Below are 17,761 nucleotides of genomic sequence, written 5' to 3'. Positions count from 1 at the left end.
TGAAGATACCTGACGTTCCGTTCTGCGGGATACGGCGTGGTATCGCCGCATGACCTGGGATCGGCTGGGAAAGTGTGTGGAGTGAACCGCACCACCGTCGCGCCGGCCCTCGAGGCCGGCGCCGCCACCAGTGACGATGCCCTCTGGCAGGGCGCCGCAGCCGTCCTCGATGCCAACTGGGAACGGGACCACACGGTGCCCTCCCGGACCCTCTATCCGCACCACTGGAACTGGGACGCGGGGTTCATCGCGGTGGGGCTCGCCCACCACGACCCCGCCCGCGCCTGGGCCGACCTGCGCAGCCTGTTCTCGGCGCAGTGGATCGACGGGCGGGTGCCGCACATCGTCTTCGACCCGGACGTCTCCGAGCGCGACTACTTCCCGGGGCCGGCATTCTGGGACAGTGCCGCGATGCCGGGGCGGCTGGCCGGGCTGACCACCGGCATCGTGCAGCCGCCGGTGCACGCGCTCGCGGTCGTCCAGATGTGGCGGCGGGCGCCGGACGAGGTCGAGCTGCGATGGCTGTACGAGCGGCTGGCGCACCAGCAGCGGTACCTGCTCGAACGGCGCAACGTCGGCGGTGTGGGCCTGGCCAGCATCGTGCACCCGTGGGAGTCGGGCCTCGACAACAGCCCGTCGTGGGACGCGGTGCTCGGCGCGATACCGGTCGACCTGGACATGATGCGTAAGTACCGCCGGCAGGACAATCGGGTAGCGAACTCGGACCACCGCCCCACCGACGCGGACTACGCCCGGTACATCGCGATCGCGGCCAACTACCGCGACGGCGGGTACCTGGACGCGGGGCTGATCGACCGGCACCCGTTCCTCGTGGAATGCCCCGGTTTCAACGCGATCCTGGGCGCGGCCGAGCATTCCCTCGCCGACCTGGCCGAGGTGGTGGGCGCCGACCCGGCACCGCACCGCGAGCGCGCCGCCCGGGTCACCCGCACGCTGGTCGACGAGCTGTTCGACCCGGCGACCGGCATGTTCCACTCCCGTGACGTGCGCACCGGCGGGCTGAGCCCGGCCCGCTGCGTCAACGGGCTGGTCCCCCTGATCCTGCCCGACCTGCCCACCGAGGTGGTCGACTCCCTCGTGGCGGCCGCCTCGTCGGAGCGGTTCGGCATCGGCCCGCTGCCGGTGCCCAGCTACGACCGCACCGCGGGTGACTTCGACCGGCTGCGGTACTGGCGCGGCCCGATCTGGATCAACGTGAACTGGCTGCTCTGGCAGGGGCTACGCGCCCATGGCCGGGAGCGGGAGGCAGCTGTCTTGAGGGACGCGATGCTCACGCTCGTGCGGCGAGGTGGCTACCACGAGTACTTCGATCCGGTGACCGGCGACGGGATCGGGTCGGCCGCGTTCAGCTGGACGGCCGCGCTGACGATGGATCTCCTCACGGGGTCCTGAATCCGCCGATCTTGGACGGCGCATAGCATGGCACGGTCATCACCGACGAGTACCGAGGAGATCACCGTGTCCGGACCCCGTACCCCAGCTGTGGCCGACCCCATCGTCGTCCCGGCCGGTACGACGGCGGCCGACGCGGTGGCCGCCGCCGGCCTGCCCACGACGGGCCCGAAGGCGATCGTCGTGGTCCGCTCCTCCTCCGGTGATCTTCGCGATCTGGACTGGGCGCCTTCGGGCGATGAAACCGTCACGCCGGTGGCGATCGACGAGCCCGACGGGCTCAACGTGCTGCGGCACTCCACCGCGCACGTGCTCGCGCAGGCCGTACAGGACGTGTTTCCCGAGGCGAAGCTCGGCATCGGGCCGCCCGTCGTCAACGGGTTCTACTACGACTTCGACGTGCCGCGACCGTTCCAGCCGGACGACCTCGACAAGCTCGAAAAGCGCATGCAGGAGATCGTCAAGTCGGGGCAGCGGTTCCGGCGGCGGCGGTTCGAGAGCGTCGACGAGGCGCGCGCCGAGCTCGCCGACGAGCCGTACAAGCTGGAGCTGGTCGGCACCGCTGGCGCCGGCGGCTTCGACGCGGCCGAGATCATGGAGGTGGGCGAGGGTGACCTCACCATCTACGACAACGTCGACGCCTCGTCCGACAAGGTGTGCTGGTCCGACCTGTGCCGCGGGCCGCACCTGCCCAACACCCGGCTGATCGGCGCCTTCAAGCTGATGCGCTCCGCCGCCGCGTACTGGCGGGGCTCGGAGAAGAACCCGCAGCTCCAGCGCGTTTACGGCACCGCCTGGCCGACCCGGGACGCGCTCAAGGGATACCTGAAGCTTCTCGAAGAGGCCGCCCGGCGCGACCACCGCAAGCTCGGCGCGGACCTCGACCTGTTCTCCTTCCCCGACGAGATCGGCTCGGGCCTCGCGGTGTTCCACCCCAAGGGCGGGATCATCCGGCGCGAGATGGAAAACTACTCGCGGGTGCGGCACGAGCAGTCCGGGTACGAGTTCGTCAACACGCCGCATATCACCAAGGCGCACCTGTTCGAGACCTCGGGACACCTGCCGTACTACGCCGACACGATGTTCCCGCCGATGGACCTCGAGGGCGCCCAGTACTACCTCAAGGCCATGAACTGCCCGATGCACAATTTGATCTTCCGGTCGCGCGGCCGGTCGTACCGGGAGCTGCCGCTGCGGCTGTTCGAGTTCGGCACGGTGTACCGGTACGAGAAGTCGGGTGTGGTGCACGGGCTGACCCGGGTGCGCGGTCTGACCATGGACGACTCGCACATCTACTGCACCAAGGAGCAGATGCCGGGCGAGCTGCGCACGCTGCTGGCGTTCGTGCTCGACCTGCTGCGCGACTACGGCCTCGACGACTTCTACCTTGAGCTGTCGACCCGCGGCGACTCCGACAAGTTCATCGGGTCGGCCGAGGAGTGGGCCGAGGCCACCGAGACGCTGCGGCAGGCCGCCGAGGACTCCGGGCTGGAGCTCGTGCCCGACCCGGGTGGCGCGGCGTTCTACGGTCCGAAGATCTCGGTGCAGGCCCGCGACGCGATCGGGCGCACCTGGCAGATGTCGACGATCCAGCTCGACTTCAACCAGCCGAAGCGGTTCGGTCTGGAGTACCAGGCGGCCGACGGCAGCCGGCAGCAGCCGATCATGATTCACCGGGCGCTGTTCGGGTCGATCGAGCGCTTCTTCGGCGTCCTGACCGAGCACTACGCGGGGGCGTTCCCGGCGTGGCTGGCGCCCGTGCAGGTGGTGGGCATCCCGATCCGCGACGACCACGCCGCCTATCTGGACTCCTTTGTCTCCTTGTTGAAGAGCGAGGGGATTCGCGCGGAGGTCGACACCTCCGACGACCGGATGCAGAAGAAGATCCGCACGGCGCAGCAGCAGAAGATCCCGTTCATGGCGATCGCGGGTGACGCCGACGTCGAGGCGGGCACGGTGTCGTTCCGCTACCGGGACGGGTCGCAGCGCAACGGCGTACCCATCGCGGAGGCCGTGGCCCACGTGGTCGAGGTCGTCCGCTCCCGCACCAACGCGGGCCCCTCCGCGGCCTAGGCCCTGTAGCGCTCACCGCGCCGCGATGGCGGCGCGGTGGTCGCATGGTGGCGGGTGCCGGAATCCTGCCTTTATGACCAGATCCAAGCGTGTTGTAGGCATGGCCGGCGCCCTCCTCGCTGTCGCTGGCGTGACGCTCCTCGTCGGCGACGTACCCGCCGCCCAGGCCGCCCGCCGCGACGCCACCTGCGTGGGTGGGGTCGGCGACGCGGCCACCATCCAGAACGCGATCGACGCGTCCAACCCCGGCGACGAGGTCGTCATCACCGGTCGCTGCCTGATCACCACCACGATCAAGCTGCTCGACGAGCGCACCTACCGCGGTGACGCGCGCGGTGACGCGGACGGCGGCGGCGGTACGGTGCTGCGCCAAGCCGACGGCCGCAACCTGCCCGCACTGGTGGCCACCGAGACCTGGGTCGACAACAAGACCTGGGTCTCGGCGGGCATCCGGATCGAGCACCTCACGCTCGACGGCAACCGCGAGGCCAACACCGGCACCGTCGGGCTGATGCTGCGCACGTGGGACAGCCGCGTCTACGACGTGCGGGTGCAGCACACACCGGGCGACGGCATCCGGCTGACGAGCCTGTCCAGCGACGGCACCATGCTGGAGGAGCGCAACAACAGCGTCAACGGCGTGATCGCGGATTCGTTCGTCGAAGACAGCGGCGGGGCGGGCATCCGGGTGGTCGACCCCGGAAACCACATCACCGACTGGGTACTGGAGCGCAGCTGGATCTCCAAGAGCGACGGCAGCGGCGTCGACCTCGACAACGCGGCCGGCTGGCAGATCCGCGACCTGCACGTGTACGAGTCGCAGGAGCACGCGATCGACGCCCGGCGCTGCTACAACGCGGGCGTCCACGACAACTACATCGAAGACTTCGGCCTGCGCGGCACGGCGGGCTCCGTCTACTTCGGAATCCGCTGCACACTGCAGCCTGGGACGCCGGCAACGCTCATCGGCAACAAGATCAATTATCTGTACGGGACATTGCCAGCGGCCTCCTATGTGTACCTGGCTGTGGAGGGACACGGTGCCGGTACTTCGTACGTAGCGGTGACCGGCAACGCGGTCGTCGGGCGGGGCACCGCTCGAGAGACCGGGCTGCGATACACGCTGGGTGCGGGTACCGCGATCACGGTCGCGTCCACCGGCAACCTGGTGGCGGGCATGGGCACCGCCCGCTCGGTCGGCACCGGCGTGACCGTGACAGCTGGGCAGTAAGGGTGGTCCCGTCGCCCGGCCTTGCCGGGGTGGCAGCGGGCCGGCTTGCCGGGCGGCGGGCACCTAGGATCGAGGTGTGACGGATGGGTTGGAGCGGCTGTGGACGCCACACCGGATGACGTACATCGCCGGCAAGGACCAGCCGCCCGGGTGCCCGTTCTGCGTCGCGCCCGGCATGACCGACGGCAGCCTCGTGGTCGCCCGCGGCAAGCTGGTCTACGCGGTCCTCAACCTGTACCCGTACAACCCCGGCCACCTGCTCGTCTGCCCGTACCGGCACGTGCCCGACTACACCGACCTCGACAACGACGAGATGGCTGAGCTGGCACACTTCACCCAGACCGCGATGCGGGTGATCCGCGAGGTGAGCGGCGCGCACGGGTTCAACATCGGGATGAACCAGGGCTCGGTCGCGGGGGCCGGCATCGCCGCCCACCTGCACCAGCACGTGGTGCCGAGGTGGGGCGGCGACAGCAACTTCATGCCCGTGGTCGGCCAAACCAAGGTCCTCCCACAACTCCTGACCGACACCCGCGACCTCCTAACCGGCGCCTGGCCCCCCGACGCCTAACCCCGCCCCGCGCCACCCGCCCCGCCCGCCCCGCCCCGCGCCGCCCGCGGGGGCGCGCCTCCCCTTCCGTCGATCAAGGGCAAACGCACGTGGTTCGATCGCTAATCCACGGCGGCATGGTGGCGCGGACGGCAGCCCGACGGGGCGGACCCGCTCGACCAGGGCGTCGAGCCCGCGAGGAGCGCGTGGGGTTGACTTCGAGTGTGCTCTAGCTGGAACGGTGTTTCCCATGAGGGCATTGGGACGTAGTGGCATCGAGGTGAGCGACCTCGGGGTTGGATGCTGGGCGATCGGCGGACCGTTCTGGCTGGGCGAACAGCCGCTGGGCTGGGGCGAGGTCGACGACGAGGAGTCGGTGCGGGCGTTGCGCCGGGCGGTCGAGCTTGGCGTGACGTTCTTCGACACGGCTGACGTGTACGGCATCGGGCACAGCGAGGAGGTCGTCGGGCGAGCGCTGCGGACGGTGCGCGACCAGGTGGTGATCGCCACCAAGTGGGGCCACACGTTCGACTCAGCGACGCGGCAGCTCAAGGGCAACGACGCTTCGCCGGACTATCTGCGGCAGGCGGTCGAGGGCTCGTTGCGGCGGCTGGGCACCGATCGGATCGACCTGTACCAGCTGCACCTTGGCGACCTGCCGATCGCCCAGGGGCTGGAGCTGGTCGACACGCTGGAGGAGCTGGTCGCGGTGGGCAAGATCCGCGCCTACGGCTGGAGTACGGACTTCGCCGACCGGGCGACCGCGTTCGCGACCGCCGGCGCGCACGCCACGGCGGTCCAGCACGCGTTTTCGGTGCTGGAAGACTCGCAAGAGGTGCTCGACGTGTGCGAGAAGCTCGACCTGGCCAGCGTCAATCGTGGGCCGCTGGCGATGGGGCTGCTGACCGGCAAGTACAGCGAGTCGTCCACGCTTGGCCCGGACGACGTGCGGGGGATCGCGCCGGAGTGGCTGAGCTTCTTCCGTGATGGCCGGCCGGCACCGGAGTGGCTGGCGCGGGTGGCGGCGCTGCGCGAGGCGTTGACGGCGGACGGGCGGACTCTGGTGCAGGGCGCTTTGGGATATCTGTGGGCGCGCAGTGGGCGTACTGTGCCGATCCCTGGCTGCCGGACGGTGGCCCAGGTGGAGGAGAACGCGGGCGCGCTGGCCTACGGGCCGCTGCCTGCCGACGCGTACGCGGAGGTGGAGCGCATCCGCACGACGGCGCCGAGCTGACCGCGGCGATCAAGGACCCTTCTTGCGATCAAGGGCGAACGCACGCGCGATAGATATCGAACCGCGCGCATTTGCCCTTGATCGACGAGAAGGAGGCGGCCGTGGCCGCGCAGGGTGCGGGCGCCGCGGAGCGCTAGGACGTGTGTTCCTTGCGGATGGACTCCGCAAGGTGAGCCGGCATGGGGTCGTGTCTGGCGAAGGTGCGCGTGAAGGTGCCGGCGCCGCTGGTCATGGAGCGGAGCTCTACCGCGTACCTCACCAGCTCGGTCGCCGGGACCTCGGCGCGAACCAGGGTGCGCTCGCCGCCCGCCGGGTCGGGCTCGGTGCCGAGTACGCGACCACGGCGCCCGGACAGATCGCTCATCACGGAGCCGACGAACGAGTCGGGCACCCGGATGGTGATCTCGTCGACCGGTTCGAGGAGCTGGATCTGGCCCTTCTCGGCCGCCTCGCGCAGCGCCAGCGCCCCCGCCGTCTGGAACGCCGCGTCGGACGAGTCGACGCTGTGCGCCTTGCCGTCGTAGAGCGTCACCCGCAGGTCCACCACCGGGTACCCGGCGACGAGCCCGCGTTCCATCTGGGCGCGCACGCCCTTTTCCACGGACGGGATGTAGTTGTGCGGCACCACGCCGCCGACGATCTTGTCGACGAACTCGAAGCCGCTGCCCCGGGGCAGCGGCTCGACCCTGATGTCGCAGACCGCGTACTGGCCGTGGCCGCCGGACTGCTTGACGTGCCGGCCGTGCCCGGCCGACTGGGCGGCGAACGTCTCGCGCAGCGCCACCCGCACCGGCTCGGTCTCCAGCTCGACGCCGCCCGCGCGGAGCCGGTCGAGCACCACGTCGGCGTGCGCCTCGCCCATGCACCACAGGACGAGCTGGTGGGTCTCGGCGTTGCGCTCCAGCCGCATGGTCGGGTCGCCCGCGACGAGGCGCCCCAGGTTTTTGGCCAGCGCGTCCTCATCGGCGCGGGTCTTGGCGACGATGGCGATCGGCAGCAGCGGCTCGGGCATCACCCACGTCTCGACGAGCAGCGGATTGTCCTTGGCGGAGATCGTGTCGCCGGTTTCCGCGCTGCCCGACTTGGTGATCGCGCAGATGTCGCCGGCGACACAGAACGGCACCTCGCGCAGGTTGGCGCCCAGCGGCGAGTAGATGTGCGCGATGCGCTCGTCGTTGTCGTGGTCGGGGTGGCCGCGATCTTCCATGCCATGGCCGGACACGTGCACGACGGCTTCCGGGCGCAGCGTGCCGGAGAACACCCGGACGAGTGAAACCCGGCCGACGTGCCGGTCGATGGTGGTCTTGACGACCTCGGCGACGAGTGGGCCGTTGGGGTCGCAGGTGAGCGGCTCCTGCGGGGAGCCGTCGACGCCGGTGACGGCGGGCAGGTCGTGTTCGAGCGGGGTGGGGAACGCCGCGGTGAGCAGCTCCAGGAGGGCGTCGAGGCCGACCTGGGTCTCGGCGCACACCGGTACGACGGGGTAGAAGTGGCCGCGGGCGACCGCCTTTTCCAGGTCGTCGATGAGCACCTGGGTCTCGATCTCCTCGCCACCCAGGTAGCGGTCCATCAGCGTCTCGTCTTCGCTCTCCGCGATGATGCCCTCGATGAGCTCGTTGCGGGCCTCTTCGATCGCGGGCAGGTGCTCGGGGTCCGGCTCGCGCGCCTCGGGCGGGTACCCCTCGGAGTAGTCGAAGACCCGTTTGGTGATCAGGCCCATGAGGCCGACGGTGGACTCGCCGTCGTCGCCAAGCATTGGCAGGTAAAGCGGCAGCACGTTGTCGCCGAACACTCGCTGGCACAGCGCGACCGTCTCGTCGAAGTCGGCGCGCTGGTGGTCCAGGCGCGTGACCGCGACGGCGCGCGGCATGCCGACGGCGGCGCACTCCTCCCACAGCGTGGCCGTGGCCGCGTCCATGCCGTCGACCGCGGAGACCACGAACAGTGCGGCGTCGGCGGCCCGTAGGCCGGCGCGCAGTTCGCCGACGAAGTCGGCGTATCCGGGACTGTCGAGCAGGTTGACCTTGACGTCGTTGTGGATGAGGGGAGCGCAGGCCAGGCTCACTGAGCGCTGCTGCTTGACCGCGGCAGGGTCGTGGTCGCTGACCGTGGTGCCCTCGGTCACCGAGCCCGCTCGGGAGACCGTGCCGGTCGCGGCGAGCAGCGCCTCGACCAGGGTGGTCTTGCCGGCACCCGAGTGCCCGACCAGCACCACGTTGCGTACCCTGCCGGGTGCTTCCACCACCGGCGCTGGGCCGGTGACTCCCTTCTCCTGACTCTTTTGCGCCATCCGGCTACCTCCCTGGGACGGTACGTGAGCTACCTCACGTTCGCCCTTCGATCCCACACCCGCAACACGCAGTACACAACCCCGACGCTCTGTGTTTTGGCCTCGCCTTCGGCTCGGCGGCTCACGCGCCTTTCACGCCGTCCTCACAGATCCCTCCGCTTTGTGGGGTCTGCGGGCGGCGGCGCGCTCGCGACCTGGTTGGACCGCTATCGTGAGAGCCGCCATGGCGAAGATCTTCCGTGTGTCCGCTCGCACCGCTCTCAGCAGCGTCGTCGAGCCCGTAGCCCGCGCCCTCCTCCGGTTGGGCATCTCTCCGAACGCCGTCACCGTCGCCGGCACCGTCGGCGTACTCGTCGGCGCCGTGGGCTTCGGAGCCCGCGGCCACCTGATCATCGCACTCGCGATCGTCGTCGTGTTCGCGCTTACCGACTTTCTCGACGGCACGATGGCCCGCATGAAGGGCGGCTCGACGAAGTTCGGCGCCTTCCTCGACTCCTCGATGGACAGGGTCGCCGACGCGGGCATCTTCGGCTCCGTCGCGTACTGGCTGGCCACCCAGGACGACCGCTGGGGCATGGTCGCAGCGCTGCTGTGCCTCGCCTCGGGCCAGGTCGTCTCGTACGTGAAGGCGCGCGCCGAAGGGCTCGGCATGACCTGCGACGTGGGCATCGCCGAGCGGCCGGAGCGCCTGCTCAGCGTGGGTGTCGGCGGCCTGCTCGCGGGGCTGGGCCTCGCGTGGGCGCTGCCGGCGGCGCTCTGGATCCTGGCGGCCTTGTCCGTGATCACGATCGGCCAGCGCGTCGCCCACGTCTACAAACAAGCCCAAGTCCCCGCATGAGCACCCCACCAAAGCGCTCGCTTCGCTCACCCTTCCGCGGGGACCCCGCATGAACCTGGCCGAGGTCGGGTACGCCGCCGGGTGGCGAGTGGTGCGGGCGCTTCCGGAGCCGGTCGCCGCGGCCGCGTTCCGCGCCGGCGCCGACCTCGCCGCCCGCCGAGGCGGTCCGGGTACCACGCGGCTGGCGCGCAACCTGCGCCGCGTGGTGGGGCCGGACATGCCGGAAGACGAGTTCGACGCTCTGTTACGGCGCGCGGTGCGCTCCTACGCCCGCTACTGGATGGAGGCGTTCCGCTTGCCGTCTCGCACCCGCGAGCAGCACCTGCGCGGGTTCACCCTGGGCGGCGACCACATGCTGGCCGACGACGTGGCGACCGGCCGGGGCGCGGTGGTGGCATTGCCGCACGGCGGCAACTGGGACGCCGCCGGCGCCTGGGTCGCGGCGAAGGGCTGGCCGATCATCACGGTGGCCGAGCGGCTCAAGCCCGAGAGCGTGTACGAGCGGTTCCTGGCGTTCCGGCGCGGCCTTGGCATGGAGATCGTGCCCGCCACCGGCGGCGACCGGGCCCCGATCGACGTGCTCGGCGACCGGCTCGACCAGGGGTACGTGGTGCCGCTGCTCGCCGACCGGGACCTGTCCGCCCGCGGCGTCGAGGTGACGTTCTTCGGCGGGCGCACCCGGATGCCACCCGGCCCCGCACTGCTGGCGCTCAAGCACGGCGCGCCGCTGTACACGGTCGACATGTGGTACGAGCCGGAAGGGCCGCGCGGGGAGCTTCGGGGTCCACTTTCACCGCCGACAGAGGGTCCGCTCGACCAGCGCTTGAAGGCGTTCACCCAACAGATAGCCGACAGCCTGGCGGTGGGCATCGCACGGCACCCGGAAGATTGGCACATGCTTCAACGGGTCTGGCTCGACACACCGGCGAGCACGCCAGGCCGAGCGGCCTGAGGGGGAGGGGTCCGTGCGCGTCGGCATCGTGTGCCCGTACTCGCTGGATGTCCCCGGTGGCGTGCAGAACCATGTCATCGATCTCGCCGAGGCCCTGATCGCCCTCGGGCACGAGGTCAGCGTGCTGGCGCCGGCCGACGACGACTCGCCCCTGCCCCCGTACGTGGTGCCGGCCGGCCGGTCGGTCCCGTTTCCATACAACGGATCGGTGGCCCGGATCAGCTTCGGGCCGGTGTCGACGGCGCGGGTGCGGCGGTGGCTCAACCGGGGCGAGTTCGACGTGCTGCACGTGCACGAGCCGTTCGTGCTGAGCCTCTCGATGCTGGCGGTGCTGTCGGCGCGCGGCCCGGTGGTGGCGACGTTCCACACGGCGATGACCCGGTCTCGCGCCATGGCCGCCGCGCAGGGCCTGCTCCAGCTCGTCCTGGAACGCATCACCGCCCGCATCGCGGTCAGCGCCCTGGCCCGCAAGGTGCAGGTCGAGCACATGGCCGGCGGCGCGGTGGAGATCCCGAACGGGGTGGCGGTGGCCAAGTACGCCAGCGCCGTGCCGCTGCCGGGCTGGCCGGGCGAGGGCGGGGCGATCGGCTTTCTCGGCCGTTTCACCGAGCCGCGCAAGGGCTTCGAGTACCTGCGCAGCGCGTACGTGTCGATGGCCCGTCAGCGGCCCGGGCTGCGGCTGCTCGTGGCCGGGCCGGGCGAGCGCGAGGAACTGCTGGAGGACGTGCCGGCCGACCTGCACGCCCGGGTCCTCTACCTGGGCAAGGTCACCGAGGCGGACAAGGCCCGCATGCTGCGCAGCGTGGACGTGTACGTGGCGCCGAACACCGGTGGCGAGTCGTTCGGCATGATCCTGACCGAGGCGATGGCGGCGGGCACGCCGATCGTGGCCAGCGACCTCGACGCGTTTCGCCGGGTGCTCGACGGCGGCCGGGCCGGCGCGCTGGTGCCGGTCGGCGACGCGCAGGCCCTGGAGCGGTGCGTCGGCCAGCTGCTGGACACGCCCGCGCAGCGCGCCGCTCTGGCCGAGCACGCCCGCGAGGTGGTCACCGCGTTCGACTGGCCGGTGGTGGCCGGGCACGTGCTGGAGGTGTACGCGACCGCGATCGAGGCCACGGACGGCAGGGTCATCGACGAGGAGTTTTGAACCGGAATCCAGGTCAATCGCCGTCATGTGCGGCCGCGGCTCCCCGGTAGGACCCGAAAGTGACCAAGGGAGGCCCCTCTACTATGCCGAGCATGTGGTGGGTTGCGGGTGCCATCGCCGTGGCGGCGCTGCTGTCCGCGTACCTCATCTGGACGGCCAGCCGGGTCGAGAGGCTGCACCTGCGGGCGGCGGCCGCGGCGCGGGCCCTTGACGCGCACCTGCTGAGGCGCGCCGCGGCGGCCGCGGTGGTAGCGGAGGCGCGCGGCGCGCTGGAGCTCTACGCCGCCGCGCGGATCGCGCTCGACGCGGGTCCGGAGGAGCGCGAGGCGGCCGAGAACGACCTCACGCGCCAGCTGCGCGTGACGGAGCCGGACGACGAGGTGCTGGCCGCGAACCGGCGCCTGGCCGTCGCCCGGCAAGTGCACACCGATCTGGTACGCGACGCGCTGTCCGCGCGGCGGCGCTGGGTGGTGCGCCTGTTGCGCATGTCGAGGAGGCACCCGGAACCGGGTTACTTCGACATCGATGATCCGATCCTGCTGGCGGTGCCCGCGCCCGCTGCTCCTCCCGTCGTGACGCCGCTGGCCGCCGAGCAGGCCACCTAGGGTGCGATTGGCCGTCGGCAGCCGCTCGTGGCGGAGCTAGCATCCGGATTATGGCCGAGATTTCCGCACAGTCCACCGAACCTGTCACCGGCACCGCCCGCGTCAAGCGCGGCATGGCCGAGATGCTCAAGGGCGGCGTGATCATGGACGTGGTCACACCGGAGCAGGCGAAGATCGCCGAAGACGCCGGCGCCGTCGCGGTGATGGCCCTGGAGCGGGTACCGGCCGACATCCGTGCCCAGGGTGGCGTGTCCCGGATGAGCGACCCCGACATGATCGACGGGATCATCAGCGCGGTCTCCATCCCGGTCATGGCCAAGGCGCGGATCGGCCACTTCGTGGAGGCCCAGGTGCTGCAGGCGCTGGGCGTCGACTATGTCGACGAGTCCGAGGTGCTGACCCCGGCCGACTACGCCAACCACATCGACAAGTGGGCGTTCACCGTGCCGTTCGTGTGCGGTGCGACCAACCTCGGAGAGGCGCTGCGCCGGATCACCGAGGGCGCGGCCATGATCCGGTCGAAGGGCGAAGCGGGCACCGGGGACGTTTCTAACGCGACCACCCACATGCGGCAGATCCGGGCGGAGATCAAGCGACTGACCTCGCTGCCCGACGACGAGCTGTACGTGGCGGCCAAGGAGTTGCAGGCCCCGTACGAGCTGGTCCGCGAGGTGGCGAAGGCCGGCAAGCTGCCGGTCGTGCTCTTCACCGCGGGCGGCATCGCCACCCCGGCCGACGCGGCGATGATGATGCAGCTCGGCGCCGAGGGCGTGTTCGTGGGCTCGGGCATCTTCAAGGCCGGTAACCCGGCGCAGCGGGCGGCCGCGATCGTCAAGGCCACCACGTTCTTCGACGACCCGGACGTGCTCGCGAAGGTGTCCCGCGGCCTCGGCGAGGCCATGGTCGGCATCAACGTCGACGACATTCCGGTGCCGCACCGCCTCGCGGAGCGCGGCTGGTGATCGGCGTCCTCGCCCTCCAGGGCGACGTTCGAGAGCACGTGGCCGCCCTGTCCTCGTGTGGCGCGTCCGCTGTCGCCGTCCGGCGGCCGTCAGAGCTCGACGCGGTCGACGCGCTGGTCATCCCCGGCGGCGAGTCGACCACGATGAGCAAGCTCGCCATCGAGTTCGGCGTGCTCGAACCGGTGCGCAAGCGGATCGCGGGCGGCATGCCCGTGTACGGCTCATGCGCTGGGATGATCATGCTGGCCGACCGCGTGCTCGACGGGCGCCCCGACCAGCAGTCCTTCGGCGGCATCGACATGACCGTGCGGCGGAACGCGTTCGGGCGGCAGGTCGACTCGTTCGAGGGTGCGGTTGTCCTGACGCCCTTCGAGGAGCCGTTCCACGCCGTTTTCATCCGGGCTCCCTGGGTCGAAAGCCTCGGTCAGGACGTCGAAGCGCTGGGCCGCGTCACGGACGGTGCGGCCGCCGGTAGGATTGTCGCGGTTCGGCAGGGCAATCTGCTCGCCACCGCTTTCCACCCGGAGTTGACCGGCGACCTACGCGTCCACCGCTACTTCGTGGAGATGGCGCGCGCGGCAGTGGACGGGTAGTCGGTCTTTGGTATAGGGGGCGTCATGTCTGGCCACTCAAAGTGGGCGACAACCAAGCACAAGAAAGCAGTCATCGACGCCAAGCGCGGCAAGCTCTTCGCCCGGCTGATCAAGAACGTCGAGGTGGCCGCGCGCACGGGCGGCGGTGATCCCGCCGGCAACCCGACCCTCTTCGACGCCATCCAGAAGGCCAAGAAGAGCTCGGTGCCCAACGACAACATCGACCGCGCCGTCAAGCGCGGCTCCGGGCTCGAAGCCGGCGGCGCCGACTACCAGACCATCATGTACGAGGGATACGGGCCGAACGGCGTCGCGATCCTCATCGAGTGCCTCACCGACAACCGCAACCGCGCCGCCACCGAGGTGCGCACCGCGCTCACCCGCAACGGCGGCTCGCTGGCCGACGCCGGTTCGGTGTCCTACATGTTCTCCCGCAAGGGCACGATCCTGGTGGCGAAGGTGGACGGGCTCTCCGAAGATGACGTGTTGCTTGCCGTGCTCGACGCCGGCGCCGAAGAGGTCAACGACCTGGGCGAGTCGTTCGAGGTCATCACCGACCCGTCCGACCTGATCGCCGTGCGCACCGCGCTCCAGGACGCCGGCATCGAGTACGAGTCGGCCGAGTCCGGCTTCGTGCCCTCCGTGAGCGTGCCGCTCGACGAGGAAGGCGCCCGCAAGATCTTCAAGCTGATCGACGTGCTCGAAGACTGCGACGACGTCCAGAACGTCTTCGCGAACTTCGACGTCAGCGACGAGGTAATGGCCGCCGTCGGCTAGGCCCTAGTGGTCGGCGGGCGGCAGTGTGGGGAGGCCGGCGGCCTCGGCGGCCAGCCGCAGCTGACCGAGGAAGAGCGCGTCGCGGGCCTCCGGGTCCATCCACTCGAAGTGGCCGTTGGCCTCCAGCGACGTGAACCCGTGCAGTGACGCCCACGCGTGCAGCATCGCCTGGAAGAGCTCCGGCCCGACGCTGACCTTGGTGTGCGCCGCCTTCAGCGTGGCGCAGTGCTCGACCGCGGGGTGGACGTCGCGGAGCCGCGGTGGGCGTAGCTGCCCGGAGTGGAGCGCCTCCACAAACAGCGTGGAGAGTTGGGCCATCGCCCGTCCGGCCGCCTCGCTGGTGCTGCCGTCCACCGGCGCGGCGTAGTCGGGCAGCGGCAGGCCGAGGATCAGCGCGAACTGCTGCGGTTCGCGGTGCGCCCACCGCCGGTACGCCTGGGCGGCGGCGATGAACCAGGCGGCGATGTCGCCGTCCGGCACCTCGGCACGGGCCTTCGCGACTTCGGTGCCGAGCGCCTCGTACGCGTCGGTGATGAGCGCGCTGATCAGCTCGTCGCGATCGGCGAAGTAGCGGTAGAGCGCGGGCGGTGTCATGTCCATCTCGCGGGCGATGTCGGTGAAGCGCACCGCCGCCGGCCCGCCCTCGCGCATGAGGGCGAGAGCGGTCTGCTTGATCTCGTCGATCGTGGCTGCTCGCGCCCGTTCGCGGCGGGGGGCTGTCCGCGGGGTCGGGCTCATGCTTCCTCCAGGTTAAGCCTTCCGTTAAGCATCGTTACAGACGTGAAGGAGCTTGACAAGTGATGGGTCATCGTGTTGGTTATGTAGCGTAACGCTTCTGATGCTCCTTCACGTGGGGAACGACGATGAACGATGCAGGACCGCTCGGCCGGCTAGCCCGGCTCTCCTACCGCAACCGCGGCCGCACCGTGCTGCTGTGGCTGGCCGCTCTCATGCTCGCTTTCGGCCTCTCGGCGGCCTTCGGAGGCGACTTCGCCGCCGACTACTCCGCGCCCGGCTCCGACTCCAAGGCCGCGCAGGAGCTGCTCCAGGAGAGGTTCCCGGCCCAGTCGGGCGAGGTCGTCGACGTCGTGGTCCGCGCCGAGGGCGGCGTGGAGGCGGCGCGGGGCGACGTGCGGGCGCTGCTCGACGAGCTGGCCACGGTGCCGCATGTGGCGAGCGTGGACGACCCGTTCGCCGCGCCGGGCGGCGTCTCGCCGGACGGCCGCACGCTCGTCGCGCACCTGCGCCTCGACGTGACCAATCCCAACGATATGCCGGTCGCCGACAGTGAGCGGCTGCTGGAGATCGCCGACGCCGACCGGCCCGGTCTCGAGATCGCCCTCGGCGGGCAGGCTGTGCAGAGGGCCGAGCAGGGCGAGATCGGCTCGGAGGGAATCGGGCTCCTCGCGGCGGCGGTGATCCTGCTGCTGATGTTCGGCTCGGTGGTCGCCGCCGGCCTGCCGATCCTCACCGCCGTCGCCGGCCTCGCGGTGAGCAGCGCGTTCACCGGCCTGGTGCTGCGGTTCGTCGACGCGCCCGACTGGTCCACCTCGCTCGCGACCATGATGGGCATCGGTATCGGCATCGACTACGTGCTGCTCATGGTCACCCGGTTCCGCGAGTGGCGAGCCTCCGGGCTCGACCCGGAGGCGGCCACGGTCGCGACGCTCGACACCGCCGGCCGTGCGGTGATGGTCGCCGGCAGCACGGTCGTGGTCAGCATGCTTGGCCTGTTCGCCATGGGCCTGTCGTTCATGCGCGGCGCCGCGGTTGTCACGATCATCGGTGTCCTCGTCGTCATGGCGGCCAGCATCACCCTCTTCCCCGCGCTGCTCGGATACCTGGGCCGGCACGTCGACCGGCTGCGCCTGCCGCTTCGCCGGCGCGGCGGCACCGAGATCGCCGTCGGCGGCCACATCGAGCCGAGCCGCGGCTGGCTCGGCTGGAGCCGCTTCGTGCAGCGGCACCGGGTGCTCACCGCACTGGTCGGTGTGGCGATCCTGCTCGCGCTCTCCGCGCCGTTCCTCGGCGTCCGCTTCGGGTTCCCGGACGCGGGTAACAACCGCGAGGAGACGTCAACGCGGCAGGCGTACGACATGCAGGCCGACGGCTTCGGCCCGGGCGCCAACGGCCCGCTCCTGCTGGTCGCGGACCTGTCCCGGCCGGGCGACACGACCGCGCTCGACGGCCTGCGCGCGGCCGTCGCGGCGACGCCGGGCGTCGCCGCGGTCACGCCACCCCAGCTCAACCCCGCTGGCGACACCGCGGTGCTCACTGTCGTGCCGGCGACCGGGCCGCAGGACGAGCGGACCGAGGACCTGGTACACCGCCTTCGCGACGAGACCATCCCGGCGGCCACCCGAGACTCGGGTACGGCGGTGCGGGTCGGCGGCGTCACGGCCACGTCGATCGACAGCACGGAGAACATCGCCGGGCGCCTGCCGCTGCTCATCGGCGGCGTGGTGCTGCTGTCGATGCTGCTGCTGCTCGCCTCGTTCCGCAGCGTGGCCGTGGCGATCAAGGCCGCGGCGATGAACCTGTTCTCGGTCGCCGCCGCCTACGGCGTCGTCGCGTACGTGCTCCAGGGCGGCTGGGCCGGGCAGCTGATCGGCATCGACACCGAGACGCCGTTGCCGGCGTTCGTGCCGGTGCTGATGTTCGCCGTCCTCTTCGGACTGTCGATGGACTACGAGGTGTTCCTGGTCAGCCGGATGCGTGAGGCGTGGAATCGCACCCGCGACAACGGGCGCGCGATCACCGAAGGTCTGGCCGGTACCGGAAGCGTGGTCACGGCCGCCGCGGCCATCATGATCGCCGTCTTCGCGGCCTTCGTGCCCAGCCCCGACGTCGTGCTCAAGGTGATCGGCGTCGGCATGGCGGCCGCGATCCTGGTCGACGCCACCGTGGTACGGATGCTGCTGGTCCCGTCGGTCATGCACCTGCTCGGCCGCGCCACCTGGTGGATGCCGCGCTGGCTCGAGCGGATCCTGCCGGAGCTGCACGTCGAGGGCCGGCCCGAGCGGCATCTCCCGGTGCCACCGGAGCCCGAGCCGTCGGTGGAGCTGGTCGACGCCGGCACCCGGTAGCCCTGGCGGA

At 70.7% G+C, this 17,761-nt stretch carries 15 protein-coding genes; 13 read left to right on the top strand and 2 right to left on the bottom strand.

The genetic code is table 11. From position 1 onward, the window contains the following. The first annotated feature begins 81 nt into the window (after nucleotides 1-81). The 5 genes from V6V89_RS15305 (at nucleotide 82) to V6V89_RS15285 (ending at nucleotide 6,501) form a co-directional block, all read left to right on the top strand. Complete coding sequence (locus V6V89_RS15305) at nucleotides 82-1,413, top strand: MGH1-like glycoside hydrolase domain-containing protein (protein WP_334619770.1); 1,332 nt, start codon at nucleotides 82-84, stop codon at nucleotides 1,411-1,413. Nucleotides 1,414-1,479: 66 nt separating this feature from the next. Next, entirely contained in the window at nucleotides 1,480-3,486 is a 2,007-nt protein-coding gene (gene thrS, locus V6V89_RS15300; RefSeq protein WP_334619769.1) for a threonine--tRNA ligase, read from the top strand. 73 nt (nucleotides 3,487-3,559) lie between these two features. Further along, entirely contained in the window at nucleotides 3,560-4,717 is a 1,158-nt protein-coding gene (locus tag V6V89_RS15295; protein ID WP_334619768.1) for a right-handed parallel beta-helix repeat-containing protein, read from the top strand. Between the two features lie 115 nt (nucleotides 4,718-4,832). Continuing rightward, nucleotides 4,833-5,288: an HIT family protein gene (locus V6V89_RS15290; RefSeq protein WP_334619836.1), complete on the top strand. Its 456-nt coding sequence runs from the start codon at nucleotides 4,833-4,835 to the stop codon at nucleotides 5,286-5,288. Between the two features lie 229 nt (nucleotides 5,289-5,517). Then, on the top strand, nucleotides 5,518-6,501 hold the full coding sequence (locus V6V89_RS15285) for an aldo/keto reductase (RefSeq protein ID WP_442935147.1): 984 nt from the start codon (nucleotides 5,518-5,520) through the stop codon (nucleotides 6,499-6,501). 133 nt (nucleotides 6,502-6,634) lie between these two features. On the opposite strand, the gene V6V89_RS15280 is transcribed toward V6V89_RS15285, so the two are convergent. Then, nucleotides 6,635-8,791, bottom strand: a complete 2,157-nt coding sequence (locus tag V6V89_RS15280) for an elongation factor G-like protein EF-G2 (protein WP_334619766.1) — start codon at nucleotides 8,789-8,791, stop codon at nucleotides 6,635-6,637. A 223-nt stretch (nucleotides 8,792-9,014) separates the two neighbouring features. Between V6V89_RS15280 and pgsA the strand changes: the two genes are divergently transcribed. The 7 genes from pgsA to V6V89_RS15245 all read left to right on the top strand — a co-directional run bounded on the left by pgsA (nucleotide 9,015) and on the right by V6V89_RS15245 (nucleotide 14,665). Next, nucleotides 9,015-9,629 carry a phosphatidylinositol phosphate synthase gene (gene pgsA / locus V6V89_RS15275; protein WP_334619765.1) on the top strand — a complete coding sequence of 205 codons (615 nt, stop codon included), beginning with the start codon at nucleotides 9,015-9,017 and terminating at the stop codon, nucleotides 9,627-9,629. Nucleotides 9,630-9,678: 49 nt separating this feature from the next. Beyond that, nucleotides 9,679-10,581: a phosphatidylinositol mannoside acyltransferase gene (locus V6V89_RS15270; RefSeq protein ID WP_334619764.1), complete on the top strand. Its 903-nt coding sequence runs from the start codon at nucleotides 9,679-9,681 to the stop codon at nucleotides 10,579-10,581. A 13-nt stretch (nucleotides 10,582-10,594) separates the two neighbouring features. Then, on the top strand, nucleotides 10,595-11,728 hold the full coding sequence (locus V6V89_RS15265) for a glycosyltransferase family 4 protein (RefSeq protein ID WP_334619763.1): 1,134 nt from the start codon (nucleotides 10,595-10,597) through the stop codon (nucleotides 11,726-11,728). 83 nt (nucleotides 11,729-11,811) lie between these two features. Then, complete coding sequence (locus V6V89_RS15260) at nucleotides 11,812-12,333, top strand: hypothetical protein (RefSeq protein WP_334619762.1); 522 nt, start codon at nucleotides 11,812-11,814, stop codon at nucleotides 12,331-12,333. Between the two features lie 50 nt (nucleotides 12,334-12,383). Further along, nucleotides 12,384-13,295, top strand: coding sequence for a pyridoxal 5'-phosphate synthase lyase subunit PdxS (gene pdxS / locus V6V89_RS15255; RefSeq protein ID WP_334619761.1), 912 nt, complete (start codon nucleotides 12,384-12,386; stop codon nucleotides 13,293-13,295). After that, complete coding sequence (pdxT, locus tag V6V89_RS15250) at nucleotides 13,289-13,888, top strand: pyridoxal 5'-phosphate synthase glutaminase subunit PdxT (protein ID WP_334619835.1); 600 nt, start codon at nucleotides 13,289-13,291, stop codon at nucleotides 13,886-13,888. Before pdxS ends, pdxT begins: the two co-directional genes overlap by 7 nt. A 24-nt stretch (nucleotides 13,889-13,912) precedes the next feature. Further along, nucleotides 13,913-14,665, top strand: a complete 753-nt coding sequence (locus tag V6V89_RS15245) for a YebC/PmpR family DNA-binding transcriptional regulator (protein WP_334619760.1) — start codon at nucleotides 13,913-13,915, stop codon at nucleotides 14,663-14,665. 3 nt (nucleotides 14,666-14,668) lie between these two features. On the opposite strand, the gene V6V89_RS15240 is transcribed toward V6V89_RS15245, so the two are convergent. Next, nucleotides 14,669-15,403 carry a TetR/AcrR family transcriptional regulator gene (locus V6V89_RS15240; RefSeq protein ID WP_334619759.1) on the bottom strand — a complete coding sequence of 245 codons (735 nt, stop codon included), beginning with the start codon at nucleotides 15,401-15,403 and terminating at the stop codon, nucleotides 14,669-14,671. Between the two features lie 125 nt (nucleotides 15,404-15,528). Here V6V89_RS15240 and V6V89_RS15235 point away from each other — a divergent pair, with 125 nt between their 5' ends. Then, complete coding sequence (locus V6V89_RS15235) at nucleotides 15,529-17,751, top strand: MMPL family transporter (RefSeq protein WP_334619758.1); 2,223 nt, start codon at nucleotides 15,529-15,531, stop codon at nucleotides 17,749-17,751. Nucleotides 17,752-17,761: the final 10 nt, after the last annotated feature.

It is taken from the genome of Micromonospora sp. CPCC 206061 (assembly GCF_036906915.1).
GTDB lineage: Bacteria > Actinomycetota > Actinomycetes > Mycobacteriales > Micromonosporaceae > Phytohabitans.
The sequence above is the reverse complement of the archived record's forward strand: the minus strand, read 5'-3'. Positions and strand labels throughout refer to the sequence as shown.